At 67.2% G+C, this 15,525-nt stretch carries 15 protein-coding genes; 10 read left to right on the forward strand and 5 right to left on the reverse strand.

What is annotated here, in order from left to right; all coding sequences use genetic code 11:
- Window positions 1-40: 40 nt before the first annotated feature.
- The 9 genes from M9945_RS13935 to M9945_RS13975 all read left to right on the forward strand — a co-directional run bounded on the left by M9945_RS13935 (window position 41) and on the right by M9945_RS13975 (window position 8,814).
- Window positions 41-1,204 carry an acyl-CoA dehydrogenase family protein gene (locus M9945_RS13935; RefSeq protein ID WP_367945083.1) on the forward strand — a complete coding sequence of 388 codons (1,164 nt, stop codon included), beginning with the start codon at window positions 41-43 and terminating at the stop codon, window positions 1,202-1,204.
- Window positions 1,205-1,206: 2 nt separating this feature from the next.
- On the forward strand, window positions 1,207-2,109 hold the full coding sequence (locus M9945_RS13940; protein WP_367945084.1) for a CoA ester lyase: 903 nt from the start codon (window positions 1,207-1,209) through the stop codon (window positions 2,107-2,109).
- 474 nt (window positions 2,110-2,583) lie between these two features.
- Window positions 2,584-3,444, forward strand: a complete 861-nt coding sequence (locus tag M9945_RS13945; protein WP_367945085.1) for a branched-chain amino acid ABC transporter permease — start codon at window positions 2,584-2,586, stop codon at window positions 3,442-3,444.
- Window positions 3,441-4,406: a branched-chain amino acid ABC transporter permease gene (locus M9945_RS13950; RefSeq protein WP_367945086.1), complete on the forward strand. Its 966-nt coding sequence runs from the start codon at window positions 3,441-3,443 to the stop codon at window positions 4,404-4,406. The genes M9945_RS13945 and M9945_RS13950 overlap by 4 nt, the downstream gene beginning before the upstream one ends.
- Window positions 4,403-5,164: an ABC transporter ATP-binding protein gene (locus M9945_RS13955; protein ID WP_367945087.1), complete on the forward strand. Its 762-nt coding sequence runs from the start codon at window positions 4,403-4,405 to the stop codon at window positions 5,162-5,164. The genes M9945_RS13950 and M9945_RS13955 overlap by 4 nt, the downstream gene beginning before the upstream one ends.
- The gene (locus M9945_RS13960) at window positions 5,157-5,861 is read left to right on the forward strand and encodes an ABC transporter ATP-binding protein (protein WP_367945088.1); all 705 of its coding nucleotides are present in this window, start codon (window positions 5,157-5,159) and stop codon (window positions 5,859-5,861) included. Before M9945_RS13955 ends, M9945_RS13960 begins: the two co-directional genes overlap by 8 nt.
- 26 nt (window positions 5,862-5,887) lie before the next feature.
- On the forward strand, window positions 5,888-7,033 hold the full coding sequence (locus tag M9945_RS13965) for an ABC transporter substrate-binding protein (RefSeq protein ID WP_367945089.1): 1,146 nt from the start codon (window positions 5,888-5,890) through the stop codon (window positions 7,031-7,033).
- 152 nt (window positions 7,034-7,185) lie between these two features.
- Window positions 7,186-8,268 (forward strand): SDR family oxidoreductase, encoded by a 1,083-nt coding sequence (locus M9945_RS13970; RefSeq protein WP_367945090.1) that lies wholly within the window; start codon window positions 7,186-7,188, stop codon window positions 8,266-8,268.
- A gap of 72 nt (window positions 8,269-8,340) precedes the next feature.
- Window positions 8,341-8,814 (forward strand): nuclear transport factor 2 family protein, encoded by a 474-nt coding sequence (locus M9945_RS13975; RefSeq protein WP_367945091.1) that lies wholly within the window; start codon window positions 8,341-8,343, stop codon window positions 8,812-8,814.
- A 60-nt stretch (window positions 8,815-8,874) separates the two neighbouring features.
- Here the strand turns inward: M9945_RS13975 and M9945_RS13980 are convergent, their stop codons facing one another.
- Complete coding sequence (locus tag M9945_RS13980; RefSeq protein ID WP_367945092.1) at window positions 8,875-9,330, reverse strand: gamma-glutamylcyclotransferase family protein; 456 nt, start codon at window positions 9,328-9,330, stop codon at window positions 8,875-8,877.
- Window positions 9,331-9,893: 563 nt separating this feature from the next.
- Here M9945_RS13980 and M9945_RS13985 point away from each other — a divergent pair.
- Window positions 9,894-11,492, forward strand: coding sequence for an ABC transporter substrate-binding protein (locus M9945_RS13985; RefSeq protein WP_367945093.1), 1,599 nt, complete (start codon window positions 9,894-9,896; stop codon window positions 11,490-11,492).
- 89 nt (window positions 11,493-11,581) lie between these two features.
- On the opposite strand, the gene M9945_RS13990 is transcribed toward M9945_RS13985, so the two are convergent.
- The 4 genes from M9945_RS13990 to M9945_RS14005 are packed head-to-tail and all read right to left on the reverse strand — an operon-like array spanning window position 11,582 to window position 15,452.
- Window positions 11,582-12,619, reverse strand: coding sequence for an ABC transporter ATP-binding protein (locus M9945_RS13990; protein ID WP_367945094.1), 1,038 nt, complete (start codon window positions 12,617-12,619; stop codon window positions 11,582-11,584).
- Between the two features lie 3 nt (window positions 12,620-12,622).
- Entirely contained in the window at window positions 12,623-13,483 is an 861-nt protein-coding gene (locus M9945_RS13995) for an ABC transporter permease (protein ID WP_367945095.1), read from the reverse strand.
- Between the two features lie 14 nt (window positions 13,484-13,497).
- Window positions 13,498-14,469, reverse strand: a complete 972-nt coding sequence (locus M9945_RS14000; protein WP_367945096.1) for an ABC transporter permease — start codon at window positions 14,467-14,469, stop codon at window positions 13,498-13,500.
- The gene (locus M9945_RS14005; protein WP_367945097.1) at window positions 14,466-15,452 is read right to left on the reverse strand and encodes an ABC transporter ATP-binding protein; all 987 of its coding nucleotides are present in this window, start codon (window positions 15,450-15,452) and stop codon (window positions 14,466-14,468) included. Before M9945_RS14005 ends, M9945_RS14000 begins: the two co-directional genes overlap by 4 nt.
- Window positions 15,453-15,525: the final 73 nt, after the last annotated feature.

Raw genomic sequence — 15,525 nt, forward strand, 5'->3', positions numbered from 1 at the left:
CATCGGCGGCGATCGGGGGCGTCATCTGGAGGAACGATCGATGAAACTTGAACTGACCGCCGACCAGCGCGCGATGGTGTCGAGCGTGCGCGACCTCGTGCAGGAACGCTTCAAGCCGCGCGTGAAGAAGTGGCAGGACGGGACGTTCCCGTACGAGAACATCCGCGACCTCGCCGAGATCGGCGTGCTGGGCATGGCCGTGCCGGAGGAATTCGGCGGCCTCGGTCTGCCGGTGCTGGACTGCGTGCTGGTGCTCGAGGAGATCGCCAAGGTCTGCTACTGCACCTCGATGGCGGTGATGAGCGCGATGGGCGCGCAGAACCGGATCATCGCCAACTATGCGCCCCGGCACGTGCAGGAAAAATTCCTGCCGGGCGTCGTCACCGGCGAGACCATCCTCGCCATCTGCATGACCGAGCCCCATGCCGGCACCGACGTCGCCAACTACCGGACCAACACCGAGGTCAAGGGCGACAAGGTCGTGCTGAACGGCGTGAAGACGCTCATCAGCCGCGCCGACGAGGCGCATTGCTTCATCGTCTTCACCCGCGTCAACGGCGTGCCCGGCCGCGAGGGCATCGGCTGCGTCCTGGTCGATCCGAAGACGCCGGGCTTCGAGGTGACGGCGCGCTATCACACGATGGGCGGCGAGAACCTTGCGGAAATCCAGTTCAACAATGTCGAGCTGCCGCTGGAAAACCTCATCATCCACGACAACGGCTTCAAGCGGCTGCTGACGGCGTTCAACACGCAGCGCTGCATGAACCCCTCCGTCTCGCTCGGGCTTGCCGAAGGCGCGTTCGAGGAAGCGGTCAAATATGTGCGCGAGCGCACGATCTACAACCGCCCGACGGGCTCGATGCAGGGCAACCGCTGGAAGCTCGCCGAGATGCTGCGCGAGATCGAGGTGGCCCGGTCGATCCTCTATCGCGCCGCGGCCTCGGCCGATCCGTTCCCCGATCCCTACCTCGCGGCGCTGGCCAAGATCACCACCAACGAGATGGCCATCCGCGTCACCAGCGACGCCGTGCAGCTGCATGGCGGCTACGGCTTCACCGACGATTATCCGGTGTCGCACTTCTATCGCGGCGCGCGCTACGGCACGCTCGGCGGCGGCGCGACGGAGGCTCTGAAGGACCTGCTCGGAAAGCGGGTCTATGACACGTTCCCGGCGGATGGCTTCCTCAGCTTCGGGCTGGAATGACGATGACGGGAGAGGGCATCCGCTCGCTGCTGTTCGTGCCGGGCGACCGGGAGGACATCATCCTCAAGGCGCTGGCCTCGGCGGCCGACGCGGTCATCATCGACCTGGAGGACGCGGTCGCGCCGGACCGGAAGGCCGCCGCCCGTGAGGTCGCGCGGCAGGTTCTCGATCACGCGGAGCGCGGCGGCAAGGCGGTGTTCGTGCGCCTCAACGCGTTCGACACCGGCCTGACGGCGACCGACGCGGCGGCCGTCCTCGGCGGGCGCCCGTGGGGCGTCGTGCTGCCCAAGGCGCATGGCCCGGCGGAAGTGGCGCGGCTTTCCCACATGCTCGACGCGCTCGAGGCGCGGGAGGCGGTCGAGGCCGGCACGACGCGCATCCTGACGGTCGCCACCGAGACCGCGGCCGCGACGCTGTCGCTGGCATCGCCGACCGGCGAGGGCCAGGAACGGCTGTGGGGCATGCTGTGGGGCGGCGAGGACCTTGCCGCCGCGCTCGGCGCCATGGCCAACCGCGACGAGGAAGGCCACTACACCTTTCCCTATCGCTTCGCTCGCTCGCAATGCCTTTATGCCGCCAACGCGACGGGCATCGCGGCGGTCGATGCCGTCTACACCGATTTCCGCGATCCGGCCGGGCTGGAAGCGGAAGTCCGGGCGGCGCTGCGCGACGGGTTCGTCGCCAAGGCGGCCATCCATCCGGCGCAGGTCGAGATCATCAATCGCGTCCTGACGCCGGACGACGGCCAGCTCGACTGGGCGCGCCGAGTGGTGGAGCTCCTCGCGGATCGCGGCGTCGCGCGGCTCGACGGCCGCATGGTCGACATCGCGCACAAGCGGATCGCCCTGCGGCTTCTCTCCCGCGCGGCGGCGCTCGAAGCGGCCGGATCGCGCAGGCCCGCATAGGCCGGGATTCCGGGCGGCGTCAGGCGCCGGCGCGCTTCGCCGCCCGTTTCGATCAACGTCGACCAACCCTTCATGGCAGGCTGGACGGAGGATGGGCGCGGCGCCGTGGAGACGGCATCGTGTTCCGTCGACGACGCTCCCTGCCAGCCCGATCGCGCCCGCAGGGCCGGCGAGCGGGTCTCATGCGGATGACGCGGGCAAGGGATGCCGGATCGACGGCATTCCGGATGCTCCGCCTTCTTGCTGCCGGTGTTCATCGCCCTGCGCCGTGACGCGGTTCCCCTCATCCGGGGAATTTCCACTTGCATCCTAATCATCTAATTGATAGAGATTCAATTCAAGGGAGGAGCGGGCATTCAGGATCGCCGCCCTGTCGTTTGGAAGACCGGGATGTCAGGGGAGACCGCCTTCGCGGCGGCCTTCGGATGATGCTGTCCGGCTGGAGGATCGAATGCGCAGTCGGGCTGCAACCGGATGACCCAGTTCATCCTGCAGATTATCGCCAACGGCCTGCTGTCGGGGATGGTGTACATCCTGATGGCGCTGGGCTTCACCCTGATCTTCGGGATCATGCGCATCGTGAACTTCGCGCATGGCGAGCTCTATATGGTCGGCGCCAGCCTCGTGCTGATCCTCTACGCCCATAACGGCATGAACTATTTCGTCGCGGTCCTCCTGGCCGCGCTGCTCACGGCGGGGCTGGGCGCGCTGATCGAGCGCTTCCTGTTCCGCCCCTTCGTCAACACCGAGCTCAACGGCATGATCATGTCGCTCGGCATCGCCATCTCGCTACAGGCGGCGGCGCTGATCGTCATGGGCCCGCAGTGGCAGGCGATGGAACGGCCGGTCTCGGGCGCGCTCGATTTCGGCGGGCTGGTCGTGCCCTATGACCGGCTGTTCGTCGGCGGGGTGGCGCTTGCCATCATCGCCCTGTTCTACCTGTTCCTGACGCGCTCGCGCACCGGCCTCGCCATGCAGGCCGTGGCGCAGGATGCCGAGACGGCGTCGCTGATGGGGGTGCGCATCGGCTCGGTGTCGGCGCTGGCCTTCGCCATCGCCGCCGGGCTCGCCGCCGCGGCCGGCGGGCTGATGGCGCCGATCTATTCCGTCGCGCCCTATATGGGCGAGCTGCCGATGCTCAAGGCGTTCGTCGTCGTCGTGCTCGGCGGCCTCGGCAGCATTCCCGGCGCGGTCGTCGGCGGGCTGGTGATCGGCCTGGTGGAATCCGCCTTCGCCTCGGCGATGCACTCGACGGCGGCGCTGATCGCCTCCTTCGCGCTGGTGGTGCTGGTCGTCCTGGTGCGCCCGCGCGGCCTGTTCGGGAAGGCGGTATGATGCGCCAGCTCGCGACCCTTCTGGCCATCGTGGTCCTTGCCGTCGCGCCGATGCTGATCGGCGACCGATACCTCTCCCACATCGCCGTCATGGTCTGCCTGATGGGCATCATGGCCTTCAGCATGAACCTCATGCTCAAGGTCGGCCAGCTCTCGCTGGCGCAGGTCGTGTTCATGTCGACGGGCGCCTACGGCTCGGCCCTGATGACCATGGCCTGGGGCCTGCCGCCGGTGCTGGCCATCGTCCTCGCCGGCATCGCCTCGGGCATCCTCGCGCTCGTCCTCGGGCCGCTCCTGCTGCATATCCGCGGCGTCTACTTCGTGCTGCTGACCTTCGCGCTGGCGCAGGTGGTCAACCTGATCCTCCAGGACTGGGTCGGCGTCACCGGCGGCAACAGCGGCCTGTTCAACATCCCGCGCATGGAGCTGTTCGGGATCCGCCTCGCGCGCCCCGAGGCGCTGTATCCGTTCGCGCTCTTCCTGTTCGCTCTCGCCTTTCTCGCGACCTATCTGCTCGACCGCTCGCGCGCCGGCTGGGTGATGCATTCGATCGAGGAGAACGAGGACCTTTCCCGCGCCCTCGGGGTCGACGTCATGCGCTGGCGCGTCTGGACTTTCGGCCTCAGCGGCCTGATGGCGGGGATCGCCGGCGGCGTCTACGCGCATTTCATCGGCTTCCTGTCGCCGGCCGCCTTCACCTTCGCCATTTCCGTCAACATCCTGGTCATCAACGTCATCGGCGGGATACGCTCGCCCTTCGGCCCGGTCGTCGGCGCCATCCTTCTGGTGCCGCTGCCCGAAATCCTGCGCGACGCCCAGCAATACCAGCTGCTTGCCTATGGCGCGCTGCTCATCCTGTTCATGGCCTTCTTCCGCACCGGCATCACCGGCTTCCTGTTCGGCACGGGGGCGGAATCGGCGAAGGGCCTGCCCGCCCTGCGCAAGCTCGCGAGAGCGAAATGAGCGGGCGTCTGACGATAAACGGGCTGGGGCGGAGCTTCGGCGGCCTGCGGGCGCTGGACGACATATCGCTCGAGGTCGTGCCGGGCGAGATCCTCGGCGTCATCGGCCCGAACGGCGCCGGGAAGACCACGCTTTTCAACGTCATCGCCGGCGTTCACAAGCCGACCGACGGCACGGCGCTGCTCGACGGGGTTCCGCTGCAGGGCAAGCGGCCGGACCAGATCGCCCGCCTCGGCATCGGCCGGACCTTCCAGGCGACGACGGTTTTCCCTGGACGGACTGTGCGCGAGACGCTGGAGCGAAGCAGGTCCTTCCTGTCGACCTATTCGCCGCTGGCCTGGCTCCTGCGCCGCTCGCCGCAGCGCCCGGGCCTGCCGGTCGATCAGGTCATGGCCCGCCTCGGGCTGGAGCCTTATGCCGAGGTCGACGCCGCCAGCCTCGCCTACGGCCTGCAGAAGGTGCTCGGCGTCGGGATGGCGCTCGTCCAGCAGCCGAGCCTGATGCTGATGGACGAGCCGGCCGCGGGGCTGAACTCGTCGGAGAAGGTGGAGATGACGCGGCTGATCCGCGGCATCCGCGACGATTTCGGCATCGGCATCCTGCTGATCGAGCACGACATGAGAATGGTCATGAGCCTGTGCGACCGGATCAAGGTGATCAGCTACGGCCGGCACGTCGCGATCGGCACGCCGGCCGAGATCCGCAGCGATCCGGCGGTGATCGATGCCTATCTCGGCACGGAGCATATCGATGCTTGAGGTCACCGATCTGACGGTGCGCTACGGCAGCACCCTCGCGCTCGACAAGGTCTCGCTGACCGCGCCGGCCGGCGAGATCACCAGCGTGCTCGGCGCCAACGGCGCGGGCAAGTCGACGCTGTTCCGCACCATCGTCGGCCTCGTGCCGGCCGTGGAAGGCTCGATCCGTCACCGCGGCGAGGCGATCGACGGCGTGTCGACCAGCAAGCTCGTCGGGCGGGGCATCATCCTGTGCCCGGAAGGGCGCAAGCTCTTTCCCGAGATGACCGTGGCCGAGAACGTGCGCATGGGCGCGTATCTGGTGCGCGACCGCGAGACGGTGCGCGAGCGGCTCGCTTTCGTGCATCGCCTGTTCCCGCGGGTCGCCGAGCGCGCGCAGCAGCAGGCGTCCAGCCTGTCCGGCGGCGAGCAGCAGATGGTCGCCATCGCCCGCGCGCTGATGGGCAACCCGCAGCTCCTGCTTCTGGACGAGCCGACGCTCGGCCTCGCGCCGAAGGTGATCCAGGAAGTGCTGCAGACGGTGCAGCGCATCTGCGAGGAAGGGATCTCGGTGGTGCTGGTCGAGCAGAACGCGACGCAGGCGCTGAAGATTTCCAGGCAGGCCTACGTGCTTGAGACCGGGCGGATGGTGATGTCCGGCACGAGCGCGGAAATACTTGCGGACCCGCGGGTCCGGGAAGCCTATCTGGGCGGATGACCGCCCGGACAACCAGGGAGGATTGGATGAAGATCAGGACTCTACTCGCCGCCGCGGCGGCACTTCTCATGGCGTCGGCAGCATCGGCCGAAACCCTCAAGGTCGGCGTCATCGCCCCGCTCACGGGCGGCGGCGCGCCGTGGGGCATGGCCGCCAAGGTCGGCACCGAGCTTGCCGCCAAGGACATCAACGAGGCCGGCGGCCTCGACATCGGCGGCGTCAAGCATCAGGTCGAGGTCATTTCCTACGACGACAAGTACGCGGCCGCCGACGCGGTGGCGGCCTATAACCGGCTGGTGAACCAGGACGGGGTCAAGTACATCGTGCTCGTCTCCTCCTCCGGCACCATGGCTCTGAAGCAGAACATCGAGGACGACGGCGTTCTGGCGATCACCGCGTCCTATACCACCCAGGCGCTGGACGAGAACACGCACCAGCTGTTCCGCATGTATTCGGCGCCGGTCAGCTACGTTCCGCCCTTCGTCAAGTGGATGGCCGACAATCTCACCGAGCGCCGCGTGGTGATCGTCAATCCGAACGACGAGACCGGCTGGGACCAGACGCGCCTGTTCAAGGAGCATTTCTCCCAGAACGGCTTCGAGGTCGTCGGGGAAGAGCTGTTCGAGCGGACCCAGAGCGACTTCGCGCCGATGATCACCAAGATCATCGCGATGAACCCCGAGATCGTCGAGATGGGCGGCACCTCGCCGGCGACGGCGGGCCTGATCGTGCGGCAGGCGCGCGAGCTTGGCTACAAGGGCCTGTTCACCAAGATGGGCGGCGCGGGCCCCTACGACATCGTCAAGGCGGCGGGCGTCGAGGCCGCCGAGGGCATCATCAACATGCTCTATGCCGACCAGCAGAACGAAGGCTTCAAGCGCCTCGCCGCCGCCTACCAGGCGTCCGAGGGGCATGTGCCGAACGAGATCATCGTCTCGTTCTATGACGGGGCCAAGGTGATGCTCGCGGCGATCGCGGCGGGCGGCGACGCGGATGATCCGGTCGCGGCGGCCGCGGCCTTCCCGAAGGTGCTGCCGATGGAGTCCGTGCAAGGCGACACGCTGACCCTCGGCGGCAAGGACCTTTACGGCGTCGACGGCGAGGTTCTGACCGTCAACTATGTCGGCGCCATCCGCAACGGCGAGCCGGTCGTCATCGGCAAGACCGAATAGCGCGCTCGACAAGGACAGCGATTGCCCTCGCGCCGCGCGGGAGGGCAATCGCATTTCCGCCGCCGCGGATTCCCCGCCCGAGACGCAAGGCCGCACCGCTGCCTTACCGGGCGTCCTAGGCGTCCGACCATGAATCCACGGAGGAAACTCGCATGACAGACGTCGAGAACAGCATGCTGGTCGCCGGCGCGACCGGCGTCGCGACGCAATTCCTGATCGACATCGTCAGCACCGCGCCGGGGTGGACGGTGACGGGGCTGTGCCGCCGTCCGCCCGCCAAGGCGCAGCCGAATGTGCGCTATCTCGGCGCTGATCTTTCCGATATCGAAAGCTGCCGGCGCGCCGTCGCAGGCGAGCGATTCACGCATGTCGTCTATGCGGCGCGGGCTCCCCATGCCCTCTACACCGCGATGCAGCCCTATGCGCGGGTGGGGATCGAGGAGGTGAAGCCCAACCTCGATATGCTCGCCAACATCGTCACCGCGGTCGACGGCGGCGCGCTGCGCCATGTGCATGCGGTGATGGGCAGCAAGTGGTACGGCTTCCACATCTCGCCGATCACGACCCCGATGGTCGAATCCGACCCGGGGCACATGCCGCCGAACTACTATTTCGCCCAACAGAAATATCTCGAAACGGAATCGAAGAAGGGCGGCTGGACGTGGTCGGCGAGCCGGCCGAACGTGATTTCCGGCAGCCGCGAGCGGGTGGGGCCGAGCTTCATCTCCACCATCGGCGCGTATGCGGCGATCTGCCGGCATCTCGGCCTGCCGCTGGCCTTCCCGGGCAAGCCGGGAAACTACACCAGCCTTCAGGACATTTCCGACGCGAACCTGCTCGCCAAGGCGATCTTCTGGATGTGCAATTCGAAAGAGGCTGAGAACCAGGCTTTCAACGTCACCAACGGCGACGTCTTCCGCTGGGAAACGCTGTGGCCGAAGGTGGCGCGGCATTTCGGAATGGAGACGTCCGGCGTCCGCTACATGTCGCTTATCCAGTGGATGGGCGACAAAGGCGACGTCTGGGACGAGATCGTCAAGAAGCACGACCTGCGCCCGCTGAAGCTGAACCAGGTCGCCTCTTGGGCTTTCGTCGATTTCATCCTCGGCCTCGACTTCGACGTCTTTTCCTCGACCACGAAGATCAGGCAGGCCGGTTTCCACGAGATGCTGGACAGCGGGGAGATGGTCCTGTCGCAATTGAAGGAGCTTCAGGCCGCCCGGATCATTCCCTAGGCGCGTACAGGGGATACCGGCGGGTTTTGCCGATCCTCGGCAATCTCATCATGCTTGACGGAGGAATGTCAGATGACCCTCGATGCCGAGGCGGCGATAACCGCGCTGCTGACCCGATACTGCACGCTTCTCGACAGCGGCCGGCTGGATGAGATCGCCGCGACGATCTTCACCGAAGACTTGGAGGAAAGCCACGGCGTCGGCATGGCGACGTCGCACGGGCGCGAGCAATTGACGAACTGGTTCAGGACCATCTGCGCCGACTGGGAAGGCTCCGCCCACTTCATCACCAACATCGATATCGAGGTGAACGGAGCGACGGCCCGGTCCCGCTGCTACTTTCAGGCCTGGCACTGGTTCAAGTCCGGCGAAAGCCGCCCGTCCGACCGGGATGTCGACCTCGTGACGGTCGGTGTCTACCTCGACGAGCTCCGCCTGACCGATGCGGGCTGGCGGATCGCCTCGCGTCGTCGGCGCAACATCGGATCCAGCGCCATCGGAATGGGCAAGCTGCCCGGCGCCTTTCAGGGATTGGGCGGCAGCTAGTCCCGCCGGACCCTCCATGGAAAAGGGCAGGCCGGCGGGTTCATCATGAGAGTGCAGGTTTCAGGCCCGGGCGGGGCCGCCGGTGAGAAGCGCTTCCAGCTTGACGATGTAGTCGGCCGGCAGCTTGTTGGCGCGGGCGCCCTTGAGGGCGGGCTCGACATAGTGCGCGGGCGGGCCGGCGGGGGCGGAGGGGTTGGGCATGTCGTAGGTCATGGACTGATAGATCCGGCCGTCCGCGGTGTGCAGCTCGATGGCCTTGTGGGCCCAGTGCCCGTGTTCGACCCCGGCGGACTTGTCCAGCGCCGCCATGTCGGCGTCGGAGAGCTCGTACTCCACCCCCCAGATTTCGCCGCCCTTCGAGGGAACGAGGCGCGCGCCGCTGTGCGAGCCGTCGTGGCAGACGCCGAAGGAGAACTCGTAGTCCTTCAGGCAGCCGATGCCGACGACCTTCGCCGAGGGCGCGACCCGGTGGAGATAGTCGATATCCATGAGGTTGGCGTATGAGAAGTATTTCATGTCGTTTCTCCTTGTAACTGAACCGGGTAACTGAACCGGCGGTCACGCTTCACACAAAACGACCGTCGCCTCGCGGCCCGGATGCCGAAGAGCGTAATATTGTCTGTCGCATTCCGAGACATCGCCGGGGTTTCGGCAGTCTCGGGGCAGATTTTCCGGGACACGGGTGTCCCGCCGAACGCGCCCAATCCTTTGTCAGATGTCCGAACTACGGTCATGCACGGAAGGAAGTCTGTCCGTTGCGGCAATTATTCCACCCGCGCCGGAGAACGGCCCGGGTCAAACCTGTCGAAGCTTACGGCGGCGGCCGGTCCTGTCAACACGGTCGGGCCCGGGGTCGAAATCCGGCCGGCGAGCGAGGAAAATCTCTATCCTATTGTTATGAAAGGATTTTTATTTCGGTGTGAGAAGATGCATTACAGGCTGGAATGATGGCGGAGCAAAATGTCAATTATTGCCCTCCGCGGCCTGCGCTAACATTCCCCCTCACGGCGACGATACGGAGGCGCCGCCAAAAACCAGGGGCGCGCGTTCGCCCCTATAAAGGGGAGATCACCATGCGAATGCGCACAATTATCGGAGCATCGGGCATCGTGGCGTCGGGCCTCGTCCTGATGCCCATGGCCGCGCTGGCCGAAGGCCGCGAGGTCCAGACCATCAGCTTCCTGACCTGGCCTGCCTCGAACTACCAGCACTATTACGAGACCTCGAACTACATCGCCGAGAGCTGGCGCGAGTTGGGGCTCGACGTGCAGCTCGACCCGCAGCCCTTCCCGTCGCCGATGGTGTCGATGTGGTTCACCGAGCACAAGTTCGACGTGGTGATGTCGGTGCTGTCGGGCTCGCCCGCGCGGCTCGACCCGGAGTTCTTCACCGTCAACCAGTTCGCCAAGATCAACGACAAGCCGGGCGGCGGCAATGTCGGCGGCTTCCATTCCGAGCAGTTCGAGGCGCTCATCCCCGAGCAGCGCAAGCTCTACGATCCCGACGCGCGGCGCGCCGTGGTCCTCGAGATGCAGAAGGTGATCTATGACGAGCAGCCGGAAGGGCTGATCGCAGCCGTCGTCAACACGATGGCGATCAACACCGACCGGGTGAAGCTCGCCGAATACCAGCCTTCGCCCGACGGCGTGCGCTCGGTCTGGAACATGCTGAACATGGAGAGCCTGGTCGACGGGCCGGTCAAGCTCGGATGGACCATCGACCAGGACAGCTGGAACCCGCTGGTCTTCAAGACGCTGGAGGACCTCGACCGGCTGGGCCTGATCTATGACCGGCTGGTCGTCACCGGCCCGGACGGCAAGCCGCGGATGTGGGCGGCCGAGAGCATCGAAGTGGTCGACGACACCACCATCGAGGCGGTACTGCGCGACGGCCTGACCTTCAGCGACGGCAAGCCGGTGACGGCCGAGGACGTCGCCTTCACCTTCCGCTTCCTGAAGGAGAAGGAAGCGGCCTATTTCCGCTCCGTGCTCGAAAGCCTCGCCGATGTCGCGGTCGACGGCAACCGGGTGCGCTTCACCCTGACCGAGCCGTCGGCGAGCTTCGTTTCGCTGGCGCTGGGGCAGCTTCCGATCCTGCCGAAGCATGTGTGGGAGACGATGGACGCGCCGCACGACTTCAAGAACACCGAGCAGCCCGTCGGCAGCGGCCCGTGGACGCTGTCGCACTGGCGGCAGGGGCAGGAAATCTCGTTCGTCCGGCGGCCCGACCACTTCATGCAGCCCAAGGCGGACGTGCTGATGGTCCAGTTCGGCTCGGCCGAGGTTCTCGCCGCCGCCCTTCGAAGCGGCGAGATCGGCGTGTCGCTCCAGCCCATCGTGCCGACCGTGGTCGAGGAATTCGCCACGCAGGCCAACCTGCAGCTCATCCAGGCCCAGTCCAACGGCCACATGTCGGCACGCTACAACATCCGCTCCGAGCCATTCTCGCACAAGGCTCTGCGGCAGGCGCTGGGCTGGGCGATCCCGCGCGAGCAGATCATCGAGGACGTGCTGGGCGGCGATGCCGTCGCCATCGCGACCCCGCTGGTCCCGGCCAATGCCTTCTGGTCGGATCCGGAGCTGGCGGTGCAGGAATACGATCTCGACAAGGCGCGCGCGATCCTGACCGAGGCCGGTTTCACCTGGGGCGACAACGGCCGCCTGCGCTATCCCGAATAAAGGGGATATCCGGAGAAACGGGACGGGGCGCCGGATTGCCGGCGCCCCGTTTTTTCGTCTGGCGGTTCGTCGTCCGGCCCGGTGGCCTGTCAGAGCCGTTCGGGCTCGGGCGCGGGGCGGGCGGCTGCGCCTTCCCAGGTCTCGGGCAGGGCGGCGGCGGGGCGCAGTTGCTCCATCTCGGCGATGCGGAAGCAGCGGGCCGCATGGCGGGAGGAAACCATCGTCATGCCGGGCGATTCCGTACGGCAGCGGTCGACGGCGAAGGGGCAGCGCGGCGCGAACCGGCAGTGGTCGGGCGGGTCGACCAGATCGGGCGGACGCCCGGGAATGGAGATCGGCTGCGCCCGCTGGCCGGGGCGGGCCAGCGCGTTGTAGAGCCCGAGCGTATAGGGATGCGAGGGCGCGGCGACGATCTCGGCCACCGGGCCTTCCTCGACCACCAGCCCGCCATACATGACCGCGACGCGGTCGCAGTTCTCGATCACCAGCGCCAGATCGTGCGTCACCAGCAGCATGGCGAAGCCCAGCTCCTGCCGCAGCGCGCCGAGGCGGCGGAAGATCTGGTCCTGCACGATCACGTCGAGCGCGGTCGTCGGCTCGTCGGCCAGCAGGACGGGCGGACGCAGGGCGAGCGCCATGGCGATCAGCACCCGCTGCCGCATCCCGCCCGAGAACTGGTGCGGATAGTCGCGCGCGCGGCGCGGATCGACCCCGACCAGCGCCAGCAGCTCCTGCACCCGCGCCTCGACCTGCGCCTTCGGCCATGACTCGTGCGCGGTGATCGCTTCGGCGATCTGAGCGCCGACGCGCTTGACCGGGTTCAGCGCGTTGAGCGCGCTCTGCGCGATCATGGCGATGCCCTTCCAGCGGGTGCGCCGCCATGCCTCCGGCCCCGCCGCGATCAGGTCCTGCCCGTCGAAGCGGACGGCCCCGCCGGCGATCACCGCGTTGCGGGGCATCACGCCCATGATGGCCTTGAGCAGCGTGCTTTTCCCGCAGCCGGATTCGCCGACGATGCCGATGGCCTCGCCGCGCTCGACCTTGAGGTTGACGTCCGAAAGCGCCTTGGCCGGCCCCCTTTCGGTGACGTAGCGCAGCTCCAGCCCCTCAATGTCGAGGATCGCCATGGTTCAGATCCCCTTGAGGCGCGGGTTCAGCACCTCCTCATAGGCGCGGCCGGCGAAATAGACGGCCGACACCAGCACCATGATGGCGATGCCCGGCGGCACGACCCACCACGGCGCGCGGTACATGTTCTGCGAGGCATAGGCGTCGTAGAGGATCGAGCCCCAGGTGATCGTGTTCGGGTCGCCGAAGCCGAGAAAGCCGATGCTCGCCTCGGTGATGATGGCCCAGGCCAGCGCGAAGGCGGTGTTGACCAGCGCCAGCGGCAGGATGTTGGGCGCGACCTCGCGGTAGAGGATGGCGAGGTCGCTGGCGCCGGTGATGCGCGCGGCGGCGACGAAGGGCATCTCGCGCAGCGTCAGCACCTGCGCCCGGATCACCCGCGCGGTGGAGCGCCACATCACCAGCGTCATCGCGATGACGATCGTGGTCAGGCTGCGCCCGCTCATCGACAGGACGACGATGATGAAGGGCAGGAAGGGCAGGCCGAGGAACACGTCGGTGATGCGCATCAGGATGCCGTCGATCCGGCCGCCGTAATAGCCGGCCAGCAGCCCGACATTCATGCCGATGGCCACGGTGCCGAGCGCCGTCAGCCCGCCGACGATCAGCGCCGGGCGCGCGCCGTGCAGCATCTGGCTGGCGATGTCGCGCCCCATCAGGGTGGTGCCCAGCCAGTGCTCCCACGACGGCCCGGCAAGGCGCAGCAGCTTTCTGTCGGGACCGTAATTGCGCAGCATCGGATCGTGCGGCGCGATCAGCGGCCCGAGGATGGCGACGAGCACGAAGATGCCCAGCACGATCAGGCTGAAGCGGCCCGTCGGGGTCTTCCAGACCGCCTTGAGGAAGGAAAGCAGGATCTGCATCGCGCCTCCTCCTCTCAGCGATAGACGATGCGGGGATCGAGCAGACCGTAGAGAAGGTCCGCGGCGAAGGTGCCGAGAACGGTCAGCACCGCGATCAGCAGGAAGGCGCCCTGGACGACGGGATAGTCCGAGCGGGTGATCGCCTCGATCATCAGGAGGCCGAGGCCCGGCCAGCTGAACACCGTCTCGATCACCACCGACCCGGCCACGGCCCAGCCGAGGATCATCGGCAGCGTCGTCGCCAGCGGCAGCAGCGAGTTGCGCATGGCGTGGCCATAGAGCACGCGCCGTTCCGTCAGCCCCTTCATGCGCGCCAGCTCGACATAGTCCTCGCCGATGGTGGACAGCATGGTGGAGCGCATCAGCAGCAGCGGGAAGCAGAGCTGGTAGCAAGTGTTGACCAGGAAGGGCAGCGCCAGATGATGCAGGAAATCCCCGGTCAGGTACATACGCCAGGTCGGGTCGGGGAAGCGTCCCGGCGTGACGATATGGCCGGTCGGGAACCAGCCGAGCAGGATCGAGAAGAACAGGATCGCAAGCATCGACAGCCAGAACAGCGGCGCCGACTGCATGGCGGTGGCGAACAGCACCACGCTCGCCTCGGCCTTGCCGCCGCGATGCCAGGCGATCAGCGCGCCGCCATAGGCGCCGATCGCATAGGCCGCGAGCATCGAGGGCAGGATCAGCAGCAGGGTGTTGACCAGCCGCAGCTCGATCATCTCCCACACCGGGGCAGAGGTGCGGAACGACATGCCGAAATCCAGCACCGAAAGGTTGCGCAGATAGGCCAGATATTGCGTGAACAGCGGCTGGTCGAGGCCGAAGCGCCGCCGCATCGCCTCGCGCGCGGCCTCGTCCAGCGCCGGGCTGATCACCGCCGCCGTCGGGTCGCCGGGCAGCAGCCGGAACAGGAAGAACATCAGCGTGATCATGATGAACAGCGTCACCGCCATGTAGAACAGCCGCCGCAGGATATAGCGCGTCATGCCGCCGCCTCCGTGCGCGGGTGGTGGCATGCGGCCTGCCAGGCACCTTCGCCGGTCATGTCCGGGTCGTCGGTGCGGCACAGGTCGGTGGCGCGCGTGCAGCGCGGGGCGAAGCGGCAGCCGGGGGGAATGTCGGTCGCGTCGGGGATCGCGCCCTTGATGTCCGGGGCAGGGCGCCCGCCGCCCGGCACCGCGACGGGAATGGCCGAGACCAGCGCCGCCGTATAGGGATGGCGCGGCGCGGCCAGCACCCGGTCGACCGGGCCGGTCTCGACGATGCGGCCGAGATACATGATGGCGATGCGGTCGCAGATCGCCCCCACCGTGGCGAGATCGTGGGTGACATAGAGCAGCGAGATCGACCGTTCCGCCACCAGCCGCTTCATCAGCCGGATGATGCCCCACTTGATCGACACGTCGAGCATCGAGATCGGCTCGTCGGCGAGCAGCACCACGGGGTCGAGCACGATGGCGCGGGCGATGCAGACGCGCTGGCGCTGGCCGCCGGAGATCTGGTGCGGATGGCGGGAAAGATACTGTTCGGCCGGGGTGAGCCCGGCCTGCTCCAGCACCGCCTTGACCTTGGCGTCGAGCTCCGGCCCGCGCTTGTGGCCCTGATAGACCAGCGGCCGCGCGACGATCTCGGCGATGGTCAGGTGCGGGTTGAGCGAGCCGAACGGGTCCTGGAACACCATCTGCACCCGGCGGTGAAAGGCCTTGCGGTCCTGCCGGCGCAGCGCCAGCGCATCCTCGCCGCCGATGCGGATGGTGCCTTCGCTGGGGTCCTCCAGCCCGACGAGCAGCCGCCCGGTGGTGGACTTGCCGCAGCCGGATTCGCCGACCAGCCCCAGGACCTCGCCCGGGGCGAGATCGAAGGTCACGCCGTCGACCGCGCGCAGCTCCCGGGGGCGGGCGCCGCGCAGCCGGGCCATCATGCCGACCGGTATGGAATAGAAGCGGCTGAGCCCCCGCACCTCGATCACGGCAGCGGCCCTGTCGTGCGACGCACGCGGACTCCCATCATCCCACCGTCACTCCCGTTCCCTTGTTTTTATA

The organism is Aquamicrobium sp., assembly GCF_023954335.1.
Taxonomy (GTDB): domain Bacteria; phylum Pseudomonadota; class Alphaproteobacteria; order Rhizobiales; family Rhizobiaceae; genus Aerobium.

Coding starts and splice junctions, on each gene's coding strand:
- M9945_RS13935 (WP_367945083.1), top strand. CDS start 41: ATGAAACTTGAACTGACCGCCGACCAGCGCGCGATGGTGTCGAGCGTG.
- M9945_RS13940 (WP_367945084.1), top strand. CDS start 1,207: ATGACGGGAGAGGGCATCCGCTCGCTGCTGTTCGTGCCGGGCGACCGG.
- M9945_RS13995 (WP_367945095.1), bottom strand. CDS start 13,483: ATGCAGATCCTGCTTTCCTTCCTCAAGGCGGTCTGGAAGACCCCGACG.
- M9945_RS13980 (WP_367945092.1), bottom strand. CDS start 9,330: ATGAAATACTTCTCATACGCCAACCTCATGGATATCGACTATCTCCAC.
- M9945_RS14000 (WP_367945096.1), bottom strand. CDS start 14,469: ATGACGCGCTATATCCTGCGGCGGCTGTTCTACATGGCGGTGACGCTG.
- M9945_RS13955 (WP_367945087.1), top strand. CDS start 4,403: ATGAGCGGGCGTCTGACGATAAACGGGCTGGGGCGGAGCTTCGGCGGC.
- M9945_RS13945 (WP_367945085.1), top strand. CDS start 2,584: ATGACCCAGTTCATCCTGCAGATTATCGCCAACGGCCTGCTGTCGGGG.
- M9945_RS13990 (WP_367945094.1), bottom strand. CDS start 12,619: ATGGCGATCCTCGACATTGAGGGGCTGGAGCTGCGCTACGTCACCGAA.
- M9945_RS13970 (WP_367945090.1), top strand. CDS start 7,186: ATGACAGACGTCGAGAACAGCATGCTGGTCGCCGGCGCGACCGGCGTC.
- M9945_RS13975 (WP_367945091.1), top strand. CDS start 8,341: ATGACCCTCGATGCCGAGGCGGCGATAACCGCGCTGCTGACCCGATAC.
- M9945_RS13985 (WP_367945093.1), top strand. CDS start 9,894: ATGCGCACAATTATCGGAGCATCGGGCATCGTGGCGTCGGGCCTCGTC.
- M9945_RS13965 (WP_367945089.1), top strand. CDS start 5,888: ATGAAGATCAGGACTCTACTCGCCGCCGCGGCGGCACTTCTCATGGCG.
- M9945_RS13960 (WP_367945088.1), top strand. CDS start 5,157: ATGCTTGAGGTCACCGATCTGACGGTGCGCTACGGCAGCACCCTCGCG.
- M9945_RS13950 (WP_367945086.1), top strand. CDS start 3,441: ATGATGCGCCAGCTCGCGACCCTTCTGGCCATCGTGGTCCTTGCCGTC.